Annotated in this window: 19 protein-coding genes; 7 read left to right on the top strand and 12 right to left on the bottom strand. The window is 66.8% G+C overall.

Annotation, left to right across the window (positions count from 1 at the left end):
* Window positions 1–8 precede the first annotated feature (8 nt).
* Window positions 9–1,328 (bottom strand): DUF3422 domain-containing protein, encoded by a 1,320-nt coding sequence (locus HWX03_RS34760; RefSeq protein WP_175874407.1) that lies wholly within the window; start codon window positions 1,326–1,328, stop codon window positions 9–11.
* Between the two features lie 161 nt (window positions 1,329–1,489).
* Between HWX03_RS34760 and HWX03_RS34755 the strand changes: the two genes are divergently transcribed.
* Window positions 1,490–2,365, top strand: coding sequence for a LysR family transcriptional regulator (locus tag HWX03_RS34755; RefSeq protein WP_175874406.1), 876 nt, complete (start codon window positions 1,490–1,492; stop codon window positions 2,363–2,365).
* A gap of 27 nt (window positions 2,366–2,392) precedes the next feature.
* Here HWX03_RS34755 and HWX03_RS34750 read toward each other — a convergent pair whose 3' ends face one another.
* Window positions 2,393–2,959 (bottom strand): hypothetical protein, encoded by a 567-nt coding sequence (locus HWX03_RS34750; RefSeq protein WP_175874405.1) that lies wholly within the window; start codon window positions 2,957–2,959, stop codon window positions 2,393–2,395.
* 129 nt (window positions 2,960–3,088) lie between these two features.
* The gene (locus HWX03_RS34745) at window positions 3,089–3,439 is read right to left on the bottom strand and encodes a hypothetical protein (RefSeq protein ID WP_175874404.1); all 351 of its coding nucleotides are present in this window, start codon (window positions 3,437–3,439) and stop codon (window positions 3,089–3,091) included.
* Window positions 3,440–3,828: 389 nt separating this feature from the next.
* Here HWX03_RS34745 and HWX03_RS34740 point away from each other — a divergent pair, with 389 nt between their 5' ends.
* The 4 genes from HWX03_RS34740 (at window position 3,829) to HWX03_RS34725 (ending at window position 7,201) form a co-directional block, all read left to right on the top strand.
* Window positions 3,829–4,620: a hypothetical protein gene (locus HWX03_RS34740; protein WP_244132855.1), complete on the top strand. Its 792-nt coding sequence runs from the start codon at window positions 3,829–3,831 to the stop codon at window positions 4,618–4,620.
* The gene (locus HWX03_RS34735; protein ID WP_175874403.1) at window positions 4,617–4,970 is read left to right on the top strand and encodes a hypothetical protein; all 354 of its coding nucleotides are present in this window, start codon (window positions 4,617–4,619) and stop codon (window positions 4,968–4,970) included. The genes HWX03_RS34740 and HWX03_RS34735 overlap by 4 nt, the downstream gene beginning before the upstream one ends.
* Window positions 4,971–5,258: 288 nt before the next feature.
* Window positions 5,259–6,065 (top strand): OXA-1043 family class D beta-lactamase, encoded by an 807-nt coding sequence (gene blaOXA, locus HWX03_RS34730; protein WP_175874402.1) that lies wholly within the window; start codon window positions 5,259–5,261, stop codon window positions 6,063–6,065.
* On the top strand, window positions 6,062–7,201 hold the full coding sequence (locus HWX03_RS34725; RefSeq protein WP_175874401.1) for an acyltransferase: 1,140 nt from the start codon (window positions 6,062–6,064) through the stop codon (window positions 7,199–7,201). Before blaOXA ends, HWX03_RS34725 begins: the two co-directional genes overlap by 4 nt.
* Window positions 7,202–7,305: 104 nt before the next feature.
* Here HWX03_RS34725 and HWX03_RS34720 read toward each other — a convergent pair whose 3' ends face one another.
* The 4 genes from HWX03_RS34720 to HWX03_RS34705 all read right to left on the bottom strand — a co-directional run bounded on the left by HWX03_RS34720 (window position 7,306) and on the right by HWX03_RS34705 (window position 11,675).
* Complete coding sequence (locus HWX03_RS34720) at window positions 7,306–8,040, bottom strand: hypothetical protein (protein WP_175874400.1); 735 nt, start codon at window positions 8,038–8,040, stop codon at window positions 7,306–7,308.
* A gap of 33 nt (window positions 8,041–8,073) precedes the next feature.
* Window positions 8,074–9,465, bottom strand: a complete 1,392-nt coding sequence (locus HWX03_RS34715; protein ID WP_175818761.1) for an alkaline phosphatase — start codon at window positions 9,463–9,465, stop codon at window positions 8,074–8,076.
* A 32-nt stretch (window positions 9,466–9,497) separates the two neighbouring features.
* Entirely contained in the window at window positions 9,498–10,931 is a 1,434-nt protein-coding gene (locus HWX03_RS34710; RefSeq protein WP_175874399.1) for an alkaline phosphatase, read from the bottom strand.
* 153 nt (window positions 10,932–11,084) lie between these two features.
* The gene (locus HWX03_RS34705) at window positions 11,085–11,675 is read right to left on the bottom strand and encodes a methyltransferase domain-containing protein (protein WP_175874398.1); all 591 of its coding nucleotides are present in this window, start codon (window positions 11,673–11,675) and stop codon (window positions 11,085–11,087) included.
* Between the two features lie 173 nt (window positions 11,676–11,848).
* Between HWX03_RS34705 and HWX03_RS34700 the strand changes: the two genes are divergently transcribed.
* Window positions 11,849–12,034 (top strand): hypothetical protein, encoded by a 186-nt coding sequence (locus tag HWX03_RS34700; RefSeq protein WP_175874397.1) that lies wholly within the window; start codon window positions 11,849–11,851, stop codon window positions 12,032–12,034.
* Window positions 12,035–12,170: 136 nt separating this feature from the next.
* Here the strand turns inward: HWX03_RS34700 and poxB are convergent, their stop codons facing one another.
* Together poxB and HWX03_RS34690 are read right to left on the bottom strand one after the other, a co-directional pair.
* Entirely contained in the window at window positions 12,171–13,892 is a 1,722-nt protein-coding gene (gene poxB, locus HWX03_RS34695; protein ID WP_175874396.1) for a ubiquinone-dependent pyruvate dehydrogenase, read from the bottom strand.
* A gap of 145 nt (window positions 13,893–14,037) precedes the next feature.
* On the bottom strand, window positions 14,038–14,511 hold the full coding sequence (locus HWX03_RS34690) for an Lrp/AsnC ligand binding domain-containing protein (RefSeq protein WP_244132854.1): 474 nt from the start codon (window positions 14,509–14,511) through the stop codon (window positions 14,038–14,040).
* A gap of 217 nt (window positions 14,512–14,728) precedes the next feature.
* On the opposite strand from HWX03_RS34690, the gene HWX03_RS34685 reads away from it, so the two are divergent.
* A complete protein-coding gene (locus HWX03_RS34685; protein ID WP_175874395.1) occupies window positions 14,729–15,745 on the top strand; it encodes a 1-aminocyclopropane-1-carboxylate deaminase in 1,017 nt (338 codons plus the stop codon).
* A gap of 43 nt (window positions 15,746–15,788) precedes the next feature.
* Here HWX03_RS34685 and HWX03_RS34680 read toward each other — a convergent pair whose 3' ends face one another.
* From HWX03_RS34680 to HWX03_RS34670, 3 genes are read right to left on the bottom strand one after another with little or no spacing between them, the layout of a single operon-like run.
* Entirely contained in the window at window positions 15,789–16,559 is a 771-nt protein-coding gene (locus HWX03_RS34680; RefSeq protein WP_175874394.1) for a heparin lyase I family protein, read from the bottom strand.
* Window positions 16,549–17,313, bottom strand: a complete 765-nt coding sequence (locus HWX03_RS34675) for a WecB/TagA/CpsF family glycosyltransferase (RefSeq protein WP_175874393.1) — start codon at window positions 17,311–17,313, stop codon at window positions 16,549–16,551. Before HWX03_RS34675 ends, HWX03_RS34680 begins: the two co-directional genes overlap by 11 nt.
* On the bottom strand, window positions 17,310–18,257 hold the full coding sequence (locus tag HWX03_RS34670) for a glycosyltransferase family 4 protein (RefSeq protein ID WP_175874392.1): 948 nt from the start codon (window positions 18,255–18,257) through the stop codon (window positions 17,310–17,312). The genes HWX03_RS34675 and HWX03_RS34670 overlap by 4 nt, the downstream gene beginning before the upstream one ends.
* Window positions 18,258–18,293: the final 36 nt, after the last annotated feature.

The raw sequence follows: 18,293 nt of genomic DNA, 5'->3' as shown, positions 1-18,293 counted from the left end.
TTGATGGTTTAACCGACCTGCTTCAACGCTGCTACCTGCACGGGCGCGCCGTCATGCGCGGATTCCGACCGCGCAAGCTGCGCCCGCGTGCGCCGCGTGATGTGAATCACCGCGAACACGACCGGCGCGATCAGCAGCCCTTCGGCCAGTTCGGGATCGACCGGCAGGTTCATCACGTGCAGCGCCTTGAACGCCGCCGTCGCGAGCGACAGCACGTAGTACGAAATGGCGGCCACCGACAGCCCTTCGACCGCATGCTGCAAATGAAGCTGGTTGCGCGCGGTGCGCTCCATGCCGGCCAGCAGCCGCGTGACGTCCTTTTCCTGCGCGAGATTCACGCGGGTGCGCAGCAGGTCGACCGCGCGCGCGATCCGCGCGGCGATCTGCTCGTGGCGTGCCCACACGCTGCGGCACGTTTCCATCGCCGGCGCGAAGCGCCGCTCCATGAATTCGGCGATCGTCGGCATCCCTTCGATACGCTCCTCGCGCAACTCTTGAATACGCGCCAGCACGAGCTTTTCGTACGCACGCGACGCGCTGAAGCGCGCCCCCAACCCCGACAACGATTCGACCCGCACCGCGAGATGCGTAAGCCTGACGAGCAGCGCCGCGTCGTCGCCGTCGGCGCCGCTCGCGTCCATCCGCTGCATCAACGCATGCAGCGCCGCATGGATCTCGTCGAGCTCGCGGCTCATCCGGCGTGCGACCGGCAGCGCAAGCAGCGCCATCATCCGGTACGTCTCGATTTCATACAGGCGCTGCAACAGGCGGCCGCCCTGCTCCTCGCGGAAATCCTCGTCGACGACGAGAAAGCGCATGAAGCCGTCGTCGCGCACATGCCAGTCGCAGAACACCTTGCCGCCGCCGAGCACGTTGCTGCCGACGAGCGCCGGCCCGTCGATCCAGCGCCGCAAGTCGCCGCACACGAGCCGCGCGGCGTCGCCCGACAGCAGTTCCATCCGCACCGCGACGAAGCGGATGCCGGCCAGCCGCCCGAACCACGCGGCCGGAATGCCGTCGATCGCGAGATCGTCGAAATAGCCGGTGTCGCGACGCGGCGCGACGAACGTGAAGGTCGAGAATTCGGTGTGGCGCTCCCACTTCAGGTGCCAGCCGCACGGCGACTGCACCGCGTAGTGCGTCGCGCCTTCGTACGGCGCGTCGATGCCCGTGTCGCGGCACAGCGCGTGCAGCAACGTTTCGTGAATGTCGGGCTGGCCGTCCGCATAGATCGCGTAGTGCGTGAGCGACACCGCTTCGGCGAGCCGCAGAAACGGCCGGGCATGCAATTCCGCGGCCAGTGCGGCGCGCAACGGATGGTCCATCATCGATTCACCACGCTTTCCTGTTCAGCCCTGCACGCCGGATCGTCCGGCCCGACCGCCGCGCCACCCGCGGGTGAAACGCCAGCGTGATCGCACTATGGCAGACACACAGCAACAATAAAAACGCATAATGCTGATCGTTACGTTCAGTTTTCCTGATACCCATGAAGATGCTCGATCACGACGTGCTGGCCACCGTCGTCGCCGTCGCGGAAACCGGCAACATGACCCGCGCGGCCGAGGCCGTGAACCGCTCGCAGTCGGCGGTGAGCATGCAGATCAAGAGCCTGGAGGACGCGATTGGCCGGCCGCTGTTCGTGCGCAAGCCGCGCAGCATCGTGCTGACGCGCGAGGGCGAAGTGCTGCTGGGATTCGCCAGACGGATGCTGGCGCTGCGCGACGAGGCATGGGCGGCCGTGGTGCGGCCGGAAGTGACCGGCAAGGTCGTGATCGGCGTGCCGGACGACTATGCGTCGTCACTGCTGCCGTCGGTGCTGAAGAAATTCTCCGCGACCTACCCGAAGGTCGAGATCCAGGTGATGGGCCTGCCGAGCAGCGCGCTCGCGCCGCTGATCAAGGAGGGCACCGTCGATCTCGTGTGCGGGACGCGTATCAAGGGGCTGTCGGGCGATTTCATCCGCCACGAGCCGATGGCGTGGGCCGCGATGACGAACGGGCCGCGCGTCTGGGAGGAACGGCCGCTGCCGATCGCGGTGTTCATGCCGGGCAGCGTCGCGCGCGAGAACGCGATCCGCAGCCTCGAACGCGCGAAAGTGCCGTACCGCACGTCGTATGAAAGCCCGAGTTTGCTCGGCCTGCTCAGCATGGTCGAGGCCGGCCTCGCGGTCGCGCCGCTCGCCCGCTGCGCGATTCCCGCGCAACTGTCGATGCTCGGCCGCTCGCACGGGTTGCCCGACCTGCCGCCGCTCGAGCTGATCCTCGCGCGCAGCACCAAGTCGAAACGGCCGCCGTGCGACTTCCTCGCGGAACAATTGATGGAAGACCTGCAACGGCAGACCGGGCAGACCGCCGACGCGTGAGCCACGCGGCGCCCGCTCGCCGCGGCGTCACCCATGGCCGGTCGGGCCATGCCCGGCCGCGCCCAACGCCGCATTGACGATGCCGGCCACCGTATCGATGAGCGCTTCGAGCGTGTCGCCGTGCACGTGCCGCCCCGCCGGCGGAACATGCTCGCTGCGCCGGCCGCCCCACTGCGAACCGGCCTTGACCGACAGCGTCGCGCTGAACCGCTGGCCGTGCCGCCGGCCGAAGATGCCGATGCGCCGCTCGGCGACGTAAGCCTGTTCGGGAAGAAACAATCTGATTTCGACCGCCACTTGATCGGGGTCGGCCGCGCACGCGTCCGCATCGATCGCCGGCGCGAATACTTTGACGATGCGGAACGCCACGTGGGAATCCCACGCGGCGAGCGGCCCGCCAGCCGCATCGACGCGCTCGGCGTCGACCGACCACTGATGGCGATCGGGTACGCGAATCGCTTGGCGCAGCAGTACGTCCGCCGCGCGAACCGTCACCGTCAACTGCCGGGCAAGCTGCCTGCCCGACGGCAACGCCGCGGCATGCGCGCGACGGGCAGCCGGGCGCGCAATACGCACTTCTTCCGTAAGGTACATGGGCCCTCCCTGTTCTGGGGGTAGCGCCGCGTTCGACGCAGCGCGCAAACGGCCACCTTCGCCGGCCGGCGGACAGCACGGCGGGCAGCGAAGCGGCGGCGGATTAGCGGAGCAATCGCCGTTCCCGGCTCAGCGGGCGGCAGGCGGAACGCGCAACCGGCGCGCAATTGGCCCGATCACCGCGTCGACTTGCTGCGCGATCAGCGTGTGCAGCGTGAAATCCAGGTCTTCAGGCGCGATGTCGAAATGCACGTGGATCACGTTGCGCACGGCGCGCGCGCTGACGACATACACACCGAGCGGGGAATGCAGCAACGCGGCAAGCCGGGCGTGCGCTGCGTCGGCGGAGCCGGCCGTCAGCGTAACGGGCAGTTGCAGGCGCGGGCGCGACGGCGGGAACGGCACGACGTTGCCGGGTGCGTCGGTGCACAGCCGGCGGCCGGCGACATCGAATGCGGGAAAGGGATGAATGAAGGTCATGGCGCGGACGGAAGCCGTCTCGGCTGTTCGACACGTCCCCAGCTTAGAAGAGACCGTATCAACGCCGTGCAAAAAAACGGGGCGGCCGTGCAAAAAACGGCATACGCGCCGGGATCGCGCCCCGCGCGCCAGCTTGCGGCTTCGCCTGCGTTGCGGGCGCCGCGTTACGCGAACGCCTCGAGGGACGCACGCCGCCGCTCGTCGACCATCGATTCGATCAGCGAGACGAGATCGTCGGTCAGCGGATCGCAGATGCCGGGCGAGCGATGCAGTTCGAGATCGGCGGCCGGCAGCTGTTTTACGAACCGGTCAGCCGCGTGGCACTGCTGATGTTCGACTGGGCGTAAGGCGGGCAGGACGGGCCATCACTTCGACGCCCGATCAGCCGTTTGGCGGACTTGGCCCGCCGGGTTCGCGGCGATATGCTGGGCGCTTTCCACTCGTCGCCCGCAGCCATGACCGTCCAGCGTGTCGATCTCAGTCACGTCCTGCCATACGAGATGACGTACTTCGACGATCGGCTCACGGTCGATCGAAACGATCTGGATATCGCCGCGTGCCTCGGCGTGGACAGCGACGTGCCCGACGAACTGCTCGTTTCGCTGTGTGGCGCGCCTGCCGGGTCGGACATCCAGGTGTATCTCGATAGTACGAATCGACTGACATTCTCCGTGACGCATCCGGGACTGATCCGATCGGAGAACCGCGTATCCGTGCTTCAAACCCACGACGCGTCCATACTCGAACTCGGGACCGTCGATCTCACCGATAACGCTGTCGTCGGGCTCGGTGCGGCGATGCTGTGGCGGATCGTCAGGGCGTGTGATAGGTTGAAGATCGCACGGATCAGCGCATTCGCAATAGGCGGCCGCAAAGCGCCCCCCGAACCCGGCGGGCCTCGGCTCTGCGGATACTACGCATGGCCGCGGTTTGGTTTCGATGCGCCCATTCCCGGCCCGCATGGCGACGAGGCCGCACTGTTTCAGTACTTTCAGGGCTATCCGGTCGGGTTGGCCGACGGATCGCTTCGGTCCCTGCGTGCGCTTTACGCGACTCGATCCGGACGAGACTTCTGGCGGGTAGCCGGATCGCATCGCGTGATGACGTTCGACGTTGCGCCTCAACGCGCGTCAGTACTAGCACTGCAACGATACTTGATCGAAAAAGGGATATACGGATGACTCAGAAACACCGTCCAATTGCCGGATTCCGGATCACGAGGCCCACGGCTGGCCGCGGTCGTGCGCCGAACGCCAATCTTCCCATTCGCTTCTCGCAGTTCAAGCGGCTCATTGACGCGCTCATCACGCACGAACGTCGTGACGGACACACGCGTGCTTCAAATACGGCTACCGTCGCGCCCGATACACTGCCGGTCCTCCGCTCGCCTGCACCATCGCAACGAAAAGTCTTCGACGTGGGGCCGATCGACCGATCGAAGAGCACGCTGAGCGTCATCTCGATAGCCGACGCCGAAGCGCGTTGTCGCCGGGAAACGCTCCTGCACTTCGGGTTGGATCCAGACCTGTAACGCGTCGCAACCACGGGCAGCCCCCTACCGCCACCTCACTGCCTGTCCCTGCAACCATTGGCTCGGCAACGTGCGCTACCGACATGGGCCGCCGCAACGGCGAAGGCCGCACGCGTGCCCCGTCAACCATGACAGGTCGACAACCGGCGATCCGCCGATACACTGTGAGCCGTCCCGACGGCCGCGATCGACCTCATCACCGATGCCGGCCGTCACTTCGATTGCGCACGGGCCTCCCGCTTCCCGTCCACCCCGCACACCTTCCGCACGCTTTCCAAGGAGCTGCACTTGAAGCACTGGCGCCACGCGCTGTTCGCCTTCGCCGGCCTCCTGGCCGCCGCATCCTCTCACGCCCATCCCGTCTGCACCGTCGTCGCCGACGCCGCCACCGGCAAGGTGCTCGTGCAGCAGGGCGACTGCACGACCCGCGTGACGCCGGCATCGACGTTCAAGGTCGCAATCGGCCTGATGGGCTTCGACGCCGGCGTGCTGAAGGACGAGCACACGCCCACGCTCGACTTCCACGCCGGCTACCCCGACTGGGGCGGCGCGCCGTGGCGCGAGCCGACCGACCCGGCGCGCTGGATGAAGCTGTCGATCTTCTGGTACTCGGAGCAGATCGCGCAGGCGCTCGGGCAGGCACGCTTCCAGCAGTACACGAGCGCGTTCGGCTACGGCAACGCCGACGTCACCAGCAAGGCGGGAGAACTGAGCGGCGTGATGGGCGCGTGGGTCAACTCGTCGTTACGGATCTCGCCGCTCGAACAGATCGCGTTCATGCACAAGATCGCGCACCGGACGCTGCCCGTCAGCGCGCACGCATACGACATGACCGAGCGCATCACGCTGATCGACGCGCAACCGGGCGGCTGGACGGTGCACGGCAAGACCGGTACCGGTTCGCCCGGCGTCAAATACGACGCTGCGCACGCGTACGGCTGGTTTGTCGGCTGGGCGACGAAGGGGCCGCGCACGCTGGTGTTCGCGAACCTGATCCAGGACGACGAGCGGCAGACGCCGAATGCCGGCCTGCGCTCGCGCGACACGTTCCTCGCGGCGCTGCCGGCGCTCGCCGAACCGGCCCGGCCGCAATGAGCGCCGGCCCGCGCAACGCACGGATCGACCTGCTGCGCGGCGTATCGATCCTGCTCGTCCTGCTGCATCACTTCAACATCGCGTATCCGCTGCGCGACACCGCGCTCGCGCGCGTGCTCGGCTGGGACACGATCCATGCGATCGTGCGCAACGGCAACTACGGCGTGACGATGTTCTTCGCGATCTCGGGCTACCTGATCACGTCGAACGCGCGCCGCCGCTGGGGCAGCCTCGGTGCACTCGACGTGCGCGCGTTCTACGTGTCGCGCATTGCGCGGATCGTCCCGTGCCTGCTTCTGCTGCTCGCGCTCGTCAACGGGCTGGCCGCGGCCGGCGTGCCGATCTTCACGAACCATGCGCCGCAGGGCATCGCCGTGTCGTACTGGCTCGTGAATCTGGCGTCGCTCACGTTCTGGATGAACGTGTTGATCGGTGCGTACGGATGGGTCAACTACGCGCTCGGCGTGCTGTGGTCGCTATCGGTCGAAGAGGTGTTCTATCTATCGTTCCCGCTGCTCTGCATCGCGCTGCGCCGCGACACGCGGCTGTTCGCGTTCTGGCTGCTGATTGCCGCGATCGGTCCCGTGTACCGCTACACGCATCCAGGCGACGAAGGCGGCTTCCTGTACGCGTACTTCGCATGCTTCGACGGCATCGCGATCGGCTGCTGCGCCGCGCTGGTCGCCGAACGTGCGCGCTGGCAGGTACTCGCGGCCGCGCCCGTGCAATGGCTCGCGGCGACGGCAATGACGGTGCTCTATCTCGCGTGGCCGATCGCGGAAAGCCATGTGTTCGGCGTCTCCGCGATGGCGCTCGGCACGGCCGTGCTGCTGATCGGCGCGCAGGCGGAAGGCGGCCAGGCGAACGGCCGCGTGCTCGCGCCGCTGCGCTGGAGCGGCCGGCTCAGCTACGAGCTGTATCTGTTCCACCTGATCGCGCTCGGCACGCTGCGCACGTTCTGGCCGCCGTCTGCCACGCATGGCGACGGCAAGCTGGCGCTGCTCGTCGCGTACCTGGCGCTGTCTGCCGGCGTGAGCACGGTCATTGCGCGCGGCTATGCGACGCCGCTCGACCGCTTCATCAAGCGGGTTGCGTCGCGGCCTGCGGCGCAGGTGACGGACAGCGCGCGCGTCTAGCTTCCCGCGTGCGGCGGCGATCGAAGCAGCACTCGGCCAGGGCTCGGCCATATCGCCACCACGGTATCGGCCGGCCTGACCGCAATCCCCTTACGACGCTTCGATCAATCCAGATAGTCCGCGTATTCCTTGCGCGAATAGCCGGCGAGCGTCTGCCACGGCAACGTGTCCCGCCGCTTGGCCGGCGTCGGCGCCAACGTCAGCTTGCGCGTGACGCGTCCGTCCGCGCTGCGGTATTCGACCAACAGCGGCGCCTGAAGCCGCTCGCTCCACAGGATCCGGTTCACGCCGCGCGCGCCCGGCGTGTCCACGGCCTGCTCGTACCAGACGGTGCCGGGCGCGTCGCCGCGCTTCGCGACCGCGAGCCGCTTCAACTGCGACGGCGGCGTCACGTAGTACGCGTTGTCCCACGACCCGTCGAAACCCGTGGTTTCGTACTCGGCCGGCGGCACACTGACGACCGTCCGGTTCGCCGCGTCCACGTACTCGATGCGCGCCGACTTGCCGTCGTACGTGACGTGCCGCGCGGCGGCCTGGAAGTTGAAGTGCTTGTGGCCGGCGTGCGCGGCAGCCGGCTGCACGCCGGTGCGCCGGCCCGCGTCGTGGTCATGGCCGTGATCGTCGTCATGCTCGCCGGCCGCCGCCGCGGGCAGCACGCGCTCGACCCACACGTGGCCGTCGCGCCGCACCATCCGTTCGCGATACAGCGTCGTGCGCGTCACGCCGTCGGCCGTGACCGTGCGGCTTTCGTGCTGCAGCACGGCGTCGAGATCGGCGGCGGCCACCGCGGGCAGCGTCACCCACCCGCAGGCGAGCACACAGAGAAGCGGACGTTTCATCGGGCGTTCCCGTTCATCCTGAAATCACCGGGCTCAGAAACCGAACGCCGAGCGCACGAGGCCGAACACCTTCGTGTTATCGATCGTGCCCTTGAACGCCTTCGCATCCGCGCCGTCGGCGAACAGCATCACGTCGCCGCCGCCGTGCGTCTCCGAACCGGCGCTGCCCATCCGCACGCCGACTTCCTGCAGATACGCTTCGTTCGTCGCGGTGGCCGAATCGACCGACGCGCGCACGTTCGGCCGGTTCGCGCCGTTGCCGAACACCAGCGTCGTGTAGGTATTGCCGTCGGCATCCTTGCTCGGCTGGCCGTCGCGATAGTTGCGGCTGATGTCGAGAATCGGGTTGCCGCGCTTCGAATAGCCGTTGATCGTCATCGTGTGGTCGTGGTCGGCCGTCACGACGATCAGCGTATTCGACAGGTCGACCTTCGACAGCGCGACGCGGATCGCTTCGTCGAACGCCGCCGTGTCTTCCAGCGCGCGCTTCGCGTTGGTGCCGTGCAGCGCGTGATCGATCCGGCCGCCTTCGACCATCAGGAAATAGCCGTTCGAATTCTTCGACAGCACGTCGATCGCCTTCGACGTCATGTCGGCCAGGCTCGGCTGCGTCGGCCCTTCGCCCTTGCCCGCGACGCGATCGAGTTCGTACTCGAGATGGCTCGTCGAGCTGAAGAGACCGACCAGCTTGCCGTTGCCGGCCTGCGCGAGCTGATCCCTGGTCGCGACGACCGTGTAGCCCTTCGCCTTCATCTCGTCGAGCAGGTTGCGCCCGTCCGCGCGGCCGCGCTTGTTCGACACCGGATCGAACGGCGTCCAGTGGTTGCGGCCGCCGCCCATCAGCACGTCGACGCCGTCGCCAAGCGCAGCGTTGTAGCCGGCGCCGCCCGGTGCGGCCTGCGCGGCGATGTCGTACTGCGCATCGCGATGGCAGATGTGCGAATAGGTCGCGGCCGGCGTCGCGTGCGTGAGCTCGGTGGTCGTGATCGCGCCGACCGCCTTGCCGCGCGCCTTCGCCAGTTCCAGCAGCGTCGCGACCGGCTGGCCGTTGCCCGGCGCGCACTTGTTGACGGTCTTGTTGCCGTTGACGTCGCTGCCCGGCGCGACCGCGCGCGTGTCGGACGACATCGACAGCACTTCGTTGTTCATCTTCACGCCGGTCATGTACGCGGCCATCGACGGCGCGCTGTCGGTCGTCTGCGCGTCGTTCGAGAAGGTCTTGACGCGCGCGGTGCGGGCCAGCTTCTCCATCGTCAGTTGCCCCGACTCGCCGACCTTGTAGATCCGGCTCGCCGTCACGGTCGTCGGCCCCATGCCGTCGCCGAGAAAGAAGATCACGTTCTTCGCCTGCCCGGCGGCCTGCGCCGCGCCGCATGCGAAACCCGCGACGGCCAGCGCCGCCGCGATGCACTTGATGGTCGACATCCTGTATTCCCCTGTATCCGTGTTGTCGGCGCTCAAAGCTGCACCGCGTTGCGCACCAGCTCGAAGACCTTGTTGTTCTCGATCACGCCGTGGAACGCATCCGCGCCGCGACCGATCGCACCGAGGAATACATCGGTGCCGCCGTGCGTCTCGTTGCCCTTGTCCATTCGCACGACCGCCTCCTGGCGATAGTCGTCGGCGCCCGTCACCGCATCGGTCAGCGCGGTGCCCGCGCGGCTGCCCTGCACGCGGTTCTCGCCGTTGCCGAAGCCGATGATCGTGTACGGCGCGCCGTCCGCGTCCTTCGCGATCGCGCCCGTCTGGTAGCTGCGCAGCACGCCCAGCACGCCGGGCTTGCCCGCCTCGGTTTTGCCGGTGCGCGCCGCATAGCCGTTCAGCACCAGCGTGTGGTCGTGGTCGGCCGTGACGACGATCAGCGTGTTCGTCAGGTCGGGATCGGTCTTGCGGACCTTGTCGAGCGTCGCCTTGATCGCGTTGTCGAACGCGATCGTGTCCTGCAGCGCGCGCTTCGCATTGGTGTCGTGCAGTGCGTGATCGATCCGGCCGCCCTCGACCATCAGGAAATAGCCGTTCGGGTTGTTCTGCAGCACGTCGAGCGCGCGCGTCGCCATGTCGGCGAGGCTCGGCTCCTTGGTCGCGCCGCGATCGAGGTCGTAGCTCATGTGGCTCGACGCGAACAGGCCGACCAGCTTCCCGCTCTTCGTCGCATCGGCGGCCAGCAGGTCGTCGCGATTCTGCGCGAACGCGTAGCCTTTCGCCTTCAGTTCGTTGACCAGGTTGCGGCCGTCGGTGCGCTTGCCGCCGCCGTCCTTCGGCACGAAGAATTGCGTGCCGCCGCCGAGCACCACGTCGACACCGTCGCCCAGCGCGCCGTTATAGCCCACGCCGCCCGGCACGAGCTGCGCGGCGATATCGTTCTCGGCATCGCGGTGGCACACGTGCGCATAGGTCGCGGCGGGCGTCGCGTGCGTGACGCGCGTGGTCGTCACGACGCCGGTCGCCATCCCCTTCGCCTTCGCGATTTCGAGCAGCGTCGACACCGACTTGCCGTTGTTCGCGCCGCAGTTGCCGGTGAGGCCGGCGCTCGGCTCGATCGCCTTCGTGTCGGGCGACATCGAGATCACTTCGTTGTTGGTCTTGACGCCGGTCATGTACGCCGACATCGACGGCGCGCTGTCGGTCACCTGCGCATCGTTCGAATAGGTCTTCACGAACGCGGATTCCGGCAGCGTGTCGATCGTGAGCGCGCCGTCTTCACCGACACCGTAGATGCGTGCGGCCGTCAGCGTCGTCATCCCCATGCCGTCGCCGAGGAAGAAGATCACGTTGCGCGCCAGCGGCTTCGTCGGACCGGGTGCCGTGCTGGTCGGGCCGTCGTCGCTGCCGCAGCCGGCCAGCGCAAAGGCGCCGGCACACAACAGCGCCGCCATTTTGATTCGATTCATGTTGTCGGTTCTCCCCGCCGTTGATGCTTTCGAAATGAAAGGCGATGGTAGGAACCGGATATGACAGCAAGATGAATGGAAATTGGAAGGTTTGGTATGGCCGATGAAAGGATGTGACGGGGCACCGCGTCCGGGCGCCCCGCACGGCCAGGCTCAGCCGGCGTATGCGGCGGCGGCGCAGCGCACGGTCACGATGCGCGCCGGCGGAAGATTGGCCCAGACGATCCGGCTGTCGCACGCGACGAATGCCGAATCGCCCAACGGATGACGGCCGGGCGGGCGCAGGTCGTAGGTAAATTGAATCATCACGCCGTCGGCCGACAGCACGCGCTGACATTGATCGACGATCGCCGTCACGTCCTGGCGCGGCAGCGTGCGCAGCGGCAGGCACGACACGATCGCGTCGACCGTGGCGCCCGGCGGCAACAGCCGCTCGAGCTGCCGCGCGTCGCCCGACACGATCGAGATACCGGGAAAGCGTCGCCGCAGGTGCTGCACGAACGCCGGCGAGCGTTCGACCACCACGAGGCGTCGGGGCGCGACGCCGCGTTCGAGCAGCGCCGCGGTGATCGCGCCGGTGCCGCCGCCGAGCTCGACGACCAGCCCGTCGCCGTCCGGCACCGTGTCGGCCATCTCGCGCGCCAGATGCCGCGAACTCGGGCATAACGCACCCACCGCGGCCGGCCGGCCGACCCACTCGCGCACGAACAGTGCCGAGACACGCCATGCGTTCGGCCACGTCATAGGCAGCCCTCCAGCGCTTGCGCGGTCAGCGGCAACGCGCCGATGACTGTGCGGGACAAGGCTACGGCGACACGGGCAAGATTCATGCGCATCCTCCTGGGTGAATCGGTCCGCCGCAGGACACGCGGCGATCAATCGATTCTAGGAAACGCAAACTTAAGGTGACGTGAAGATTGACCCTGATTTGCCTGACCAATTCGTACCCGATCAACCGCCGATCCCGATCGGCGATCGGCGCGCCGCTGCAAGTCCGCGGGGTAACGCTCGCCGACGAGCCGGATCCGCTGCAGCGCCGTCTCGATCGCGGCGAGATCGTCGACTGCCGGTCCCCGGCGGGCGAAATGGGGTCGGGACGTTGACGCGCTGTGTCTCTCGCCCGCGAACCGCCATCCGCCCGCCGCGTCGAGATTGTTCGTCGAAGCCGTGCGCGAGCGGGCGGCACAGCCCGGCCCGTGAACCGCGCGCCATGCTCGCTGCACGACGCGCGACACACCGTCACCGCAGGTTGGTTCTCGCGAGTTCGACGATCTCGTCGCCGCGCCCGCTGAGGATCGCGCGCAACATGAACAGGCTGAAACCCTTCGCATGCGCGAGCTCGATCTTCGGCGGCATCGCGAGCTCGTACTTCGACGTCACGACGTCGACCACCGCCGGCCCGTCATGCGCGAACGCCGTGCGCAACGCGTGCTCGACGTTCTCCGAATGCTCGACGCGCACGCTGAAGATCCCCGCGCCCTTCGCGATCGCCGCGAAGTCGGTCGGGCTCAGGTCGACGTTCGTGTCGAGATAGCCGGCCGCCTTCAGCTCCATCGACACGAAGCCGAGCAGGCTGTTGTTGTACACGACGATCTTGATCGGCAGCTTGAGCTGGCGCGCGCTCAGCAGATCGCCGAGCAGCATCGACAGCCCGCCGTCGCCGGACAGCGACACGACCTGCCGCCCCGGATGCGCGCCCTGCGCACCGAGTGCCTGCGGCATCGCGTTCGCCATCGACCCGTGGTTGAACGAGCCGTGCAGTTGCCGCTTGCCGTTCATCGTCAGGTAGCGCGCCGCCCATAGCGTCGGCGTGCCGACGTCGGCCGTGAAGATCGCATCCTCCGCCGCGACTTCGTCGACGATCTTCGTCAGGTACTGCGGATGGATCGCGCGGCCCGGCGGCTCGGCCACCGCGAGATCGTCGAGCCCCTTGCGCGCGGCCGCGTAGTGCTTCAGCGCATTCTCGAGGAAGCGCCGCTGCGCCTTGCGCGTGAGCCGCGGCAGCAGCGCCGCGATCGTTTCCTTCACGGTGCCGACGAGCCCGAGCGCGAGCGGCGCGCGATGGCCGAGCTGCGAGCCCTTCCAGTCGATCTGCGCGATCTTCGCATTGGCCGGATAGAACGGCCGGTACGGAAAATCCGTGCCGAGCATCAGCAGCGTGTCGCACGACTCCATCGCGTGATAGCCGGAGCTGAAACCGATCAGCCCCGTCATCCCGACGTCGAACGGGTTGTCCCATTCGACGAACTGCTTGCCGCGCAGCGCATGCACGACCGGCGCACCGAGCGTGTCGGCCAGCGCGACCACTTCGTCGTGCGCGCCCTGCGTGCCGCTGCCGCACAGCAGCGTGACCGCGTCGGACCCGTTGAGCAGCGCCGCGAGCCGGTCGAGATCGGCGTCGGCCGGCAGGATCGACGGCGGCGCCGATTCGCTCCACGCCGGCGCCTCTTCCGGGCCGTCGCCGAGCGCGATGTCGCCCGGCAGCACGATCACCGCCACGCCGCGCTCGTCGATCGCGGTGCGCATCGCGCGCGCCAGCACACGCGGGAACTGCGACGCGTTCGTCACGAGCTCGGCGAAGTGGCTGCACTCGCGGAACAGCTCCTGCGGATGGGTTTCCTGGAAATAGCCGAGGCCGATCTCGGTCGACGGAATGTGCGCGGCGATCGCGAGCACCGGCTGGTGATTGCGGTGGCAGTCGTACAGCCCGTTGATCAAGTGCAGGTTGCCGGGGCCGCAACTGCCCGCGCACACCGCGAGCCGCCCGGTCGACGCGGCATCGGCGCCGGCCGCGAACGCCGCGCTTTCCTCGTGCCGCGTGTGCATCCAGCGGATCGAGCCGATCTGGCTCAGGCTGAACGACAGGCCGTTCAGGCTGTCGCCCGTCACGCCCCAGATGCGCTCGACGCCCGCTGCCGCCAGCGTCTTCGCCAGGTATTCCGCCATCGTCTGTCTTGCCATGATGCCCTCACAGTTGGGTTGTCTCGACATGCCGCATCTGCCCCGCATGGGCGCATGATAGTCAAGGACGCGAACTGACGTATGAACGGTGCAATCGCGAATCGTTCCGCCTGAGCGCCGGTGCGAAACGGACCGTCATGCCGCGCTACAGCGGCAGCGCATGCGTCGACAGGATCTCCTTGAGCACCATGAACGAACGCACCTGCCGTACGCCGGGCAGGTACAGCAGTTGTTCGGCGTGCAGCCGATTGAAGCTGTCGTTGTCGCACGTGCGCACGAGCATGAAGTAGTCGAACTCGCCGGTCACGACATGGCATTCGACGCACCCCGACACCTTCTGCGCGGCCTTCTCGAACGCAGCGAACGTTTCCGGCGTCGAGCGATCGAGCACGAAGCCGATCACGACCAGCATCCCGGCGCCGAGCGGCTTCGGGTCGAGCAACGCGACGATGCCGCGAATCAGCCCCATTTCCTTCAGCCGCTCGACGCGCCGCAGATACGCCGGCGCACTTAGTTTCACTTTCGCCGCGAGGCTCACGTTCGAGATCGACGCGTCCTGCTGCAGTTGCCGCAGGATCGCGTGGTCGATGCGATCGAGCGCCGGTGCGGCGTCACGCACTGCCGCGATCTAATTTCATTGCGCCAACCTCAAATTCTACGAATATAGATTGTTTAATTTCCGGTTATATCGTCGATAACGTAGGCCACCGCAATTCATTTCGCAAGCTCATTTCTCGCGCTTCTGCCTATCATTTTTCTCATCGGAGCACGGCCTGCCGGCTGCGCCCGAACGATCCGATGTCCCGCCCTGTTCACCCCCTTCCGGAGCCCCGCCGATGAACCTGCAACGCTTCCCCCGTTATCCGCTGACGTTCGGCCCGACGCCGATCCAGCCGCTCAAGCGCCTGAGCGCGCATCTCGGCGGCAAGGTCGAGCTGTATGCGAAGCGCGAGGACTGCAACAGCGGCCTCGCATTCGGCGGCAACAAGATGCGCAAGCTCGAATATCTCATCCCCGATGCGCTCGCGCAGGGTGCCGACACGCTCGTGTCGATCGGCGGCGTGCAGTCGAATCAGACCCGCCAGGTCGCCGCCGTCGCCGCGCATCTCGGAATGAAGTGCGTGCTCGTGCAGGAACACTGGGTCAACTACGAAGATCCGGTGTACGACCGGGTCGGCAACATCCAGTTGTCGCGAATGATGGGCGCCGACGTGCGGCTCGTATCCGACGGTTTCGACATCGGCATTCGCCGCAGCTGGGAAGAGGCGATGGAGAGCGTGCGACAGGCGGGCGGCAAGCCGTATCCGATTCCGGCCGGCTGTTCCGAGCATCCGCTCGGCGGGCTCGGGTTCGTCGGCTTCGCGGAAGAAGTGCGCGCGCAGGAGGCCGAGCTCGGGTTCAGGTTCGATTACGTCGTCGTCTGCTCGGTGACGGGCAGCACGCAGGCGGGGATGGTCGTCGGCTTCGCGGCCGACGGGCGCGCGGACCGCGTGATCGGCATCGATGCGTCGGCGAAGCCGGAACAGACGCGCGAACAGATCACGCGCATCGCGCGGCATACGGCCGAGCTGGTCGGGCTCGGCCGCGATATCGTCGAACAGGATGTGGTGCTCGACACGCGTTACGGTGGCCCCGAATATGGGCTGCCGAGCGACGGCACGCTGGAAGCGATTCGGCTGTGCGCGCGGCTGGAAGGCATGCTGACCGATCCCGTTTATGAAGGGAAATCGATGCACGGGATGATCGACAAGGTGCGGCTCGGGGAATTCGAGCCGGGGTCGAAGGTGTTGTACGCGCATCTCGGCGGGGTGCCGGCGTTGAGTGCGTATAACGGGATTTTTCGGGAGGGTTGAGGTGAGCGGGCGCATGCGCGACATGCGCCCCGCGCCACTCGGCTCACTCGGCCGACTCGCGCAACACCTTCATTTCGATGTCGCCGTAATACATTGTCCGTTCGGTCACATCGGACGGTCGGGTCTTCCACCACCATTTGTAGAGGCCGAGCTTGAAGTAGGCCTGATGGTCATTCGGGAACGCGTTCGGTACGCCCGTTACATGCACGACGCGTTCCCCGTTCCGGAAGACGTCGGTCAACGCATCGACACCGCTATCGTCGGGCCGATACCGCAGCACCCACCGTACCGGGTGCCCGCGGTCCGCGGACGGATCTCCAAACGCGAACGACTGGCTCGGCGTGGCCGGCTCACCGCGTACATCGACTTCATATTTTCCGTTGTTCAGCAGCAACGCAAACGGCGGTGATCCGTCGTTACTGCCCTGATGCACCTGGGCGATGAGTTCCGGCTGTCTGGAATCGAACCGGTAGTCGGCGGGGATCACCGTCGACCAGCGCACCTCGTAGTCGCGACCGTTCACGAAGCGAAACACCGGGGAAAAGCTGACCTCCGAACGCGGCGTCCCGCTCGCCACCTCGCTGAAGTCCTGCGAGCGGTTCATCGATACCTTCAGCAGCGTGCCGCGAATCCCTGGCAACTCGCCGGTCGTGATGTTCTGCGGCGCCGGTTCCTGCAGACGAAGCCGCGGATCGATACCGCGCCCCCAGTCCGACCGATAGAAGCGCGTTTCCTCATGCGCGCCGCCCGACGGGCCCGCGTAGCAAACCGATACGGCGAGCAGGCACGCGGCGACAACGAAGCTACCGCGCATCGACTTCTCCTTTGCGCCGAAACAAGCGGCACACATACGCGCCCGCGAGCATCGCCACGAACCGGCTGTTGGTCGACAGATAGCGCTTCCACATCCGCCCCGGCTCCTGGATCACGCGGAACGCCCATTCGAGGCCGCTGCGCTGCATCCACAGCGGCGCCCGCTTCACCTTTCCCGCCACCACGTCGAACGTCCCGCCCACGCCCATCACGAAATCGACGCCCAACTGCGCTTTCCAGCGATTGATGAAATTCTCCTTGCGCGGCGACGTGATCGCGACGAACAGCATTCGCGCGCCCGAGCGACGGATGTCGTCGACGACCGCCTGTTCGTCGTTCCAGAAATAGCCGTGGTGATATCCCGCGATCGGCAGTCGCGGATAGCGCGCCGCCGCCACCGCGACAACCTGTTCGACGACTTCCTGCGTCGCGCCGAGCAGATAGACCGGCAGCCCTTTCGCGTCGGCCAGCGCCAGCAGCCGATCGAACAGATCCACGCCCGCGACGCGCTCCGGCACCGGAATACCGAGCAGCCGCGCGCCCCACACCACACCCATGCCGTCGACGTTGACGATGTCGCATGCGCGAACCGACGCCGCAAGCTCCGCATCGCGCTGCAGGTGGACGACCTTCGCGGCGTTGACAACCACGTGCTGCGTGAATTCACGCTTGTCGACTCTCGCACCGATCCAGTCGACCGTCTCGTTCATCGACATCAAATGGATCGGGCATGAAAAGAATTCTGCGCGGTTCATTGCATGGCCTCGTTATCGCGTTTTTCGGTATCCGGCACCGCATGGGCAAATTGCGGCGGCCGGCAAAGCGCCGCATACAGCGTCTGCAACTTCATGGACACATCGGCGGAGAAGTACCCGAGCGCCGCAAGCCGCTCGCGCCCGTTGGATCGCGTGCCGGCCTTCAGCACATCCGCAAGCTCGTTCGTGAGCCGGCCCGCGTCGTGGTCGAACACGACCATGCCGGGTGATACGCCGTTGAGCAGTTGCCGCACGTTGCCGACATCGACCGATACGACCGGCAGATTGACCGCCATCGCCTCCTTGACCGATTGCGGCGATCCTTCACGGGTCGAAGTCATCAGCAGACACGCGGCACGCGCCAGCAGGTCGCGCACCTCGCTGCGATCGAGACCGTCGATATGCCGCTCCTGTACCCGGATGCCATGCTGGTCCGACAGTTGCCGCAGCACCTGCACGAACAGCGGATAATTCTTTTCCGTGCGCTGCGGGGAAGACGGAAACACGACGATCGGCAACGCGGATTCAGCACGCGCATCGTCGCGATGCTCGACGAATACCGTCTCGTTGACCGCGCACGGGATCGTCTCGCAGCGCCGGCGCAGCCGGATCAAACGCGATGAAATTTCCGCACTTACGCCAATGCAGGCATGAGCGAAGCACGCCATCGTTTTCGACACCGCTCGCATCCACATCGGGCCGAGGATGTCGGAGCCATGGAATGTGATGACGACTCGCGCTCGCGTAAGCAGGCGAACCAGCGGCGCGGAGCACGCGCTCAAGCCGAAGTGGTAATGCACGATGTCGTATCGTCCCGCGCGCACCGCCTTCCAGACCTGCCCGATCGATCGCAGATATTCGCCCTTGTCGCGATACCCTTCGATGACGAGCACGTCGACCGTGCAGGCACCCGAACGCCGGAGCGCCTCGACCTGCTCGGTCACGAACACGCCTTGCCACGGGCTCGCGCGATTGCTGCC

The sequence above is a fragment of the Burkholderia sp. BCC0397 genome (assembly GCF_902832865.1).
Taxonomy (GTDB): Bacteria; Pseudomonadota; Gammaproteobacteria; order Burkholderiales; family Burkholderiaceae; genus Burkholderia.
This window is presented reverse-complemented; position numbering and strand designations above follow the sequence as displayed.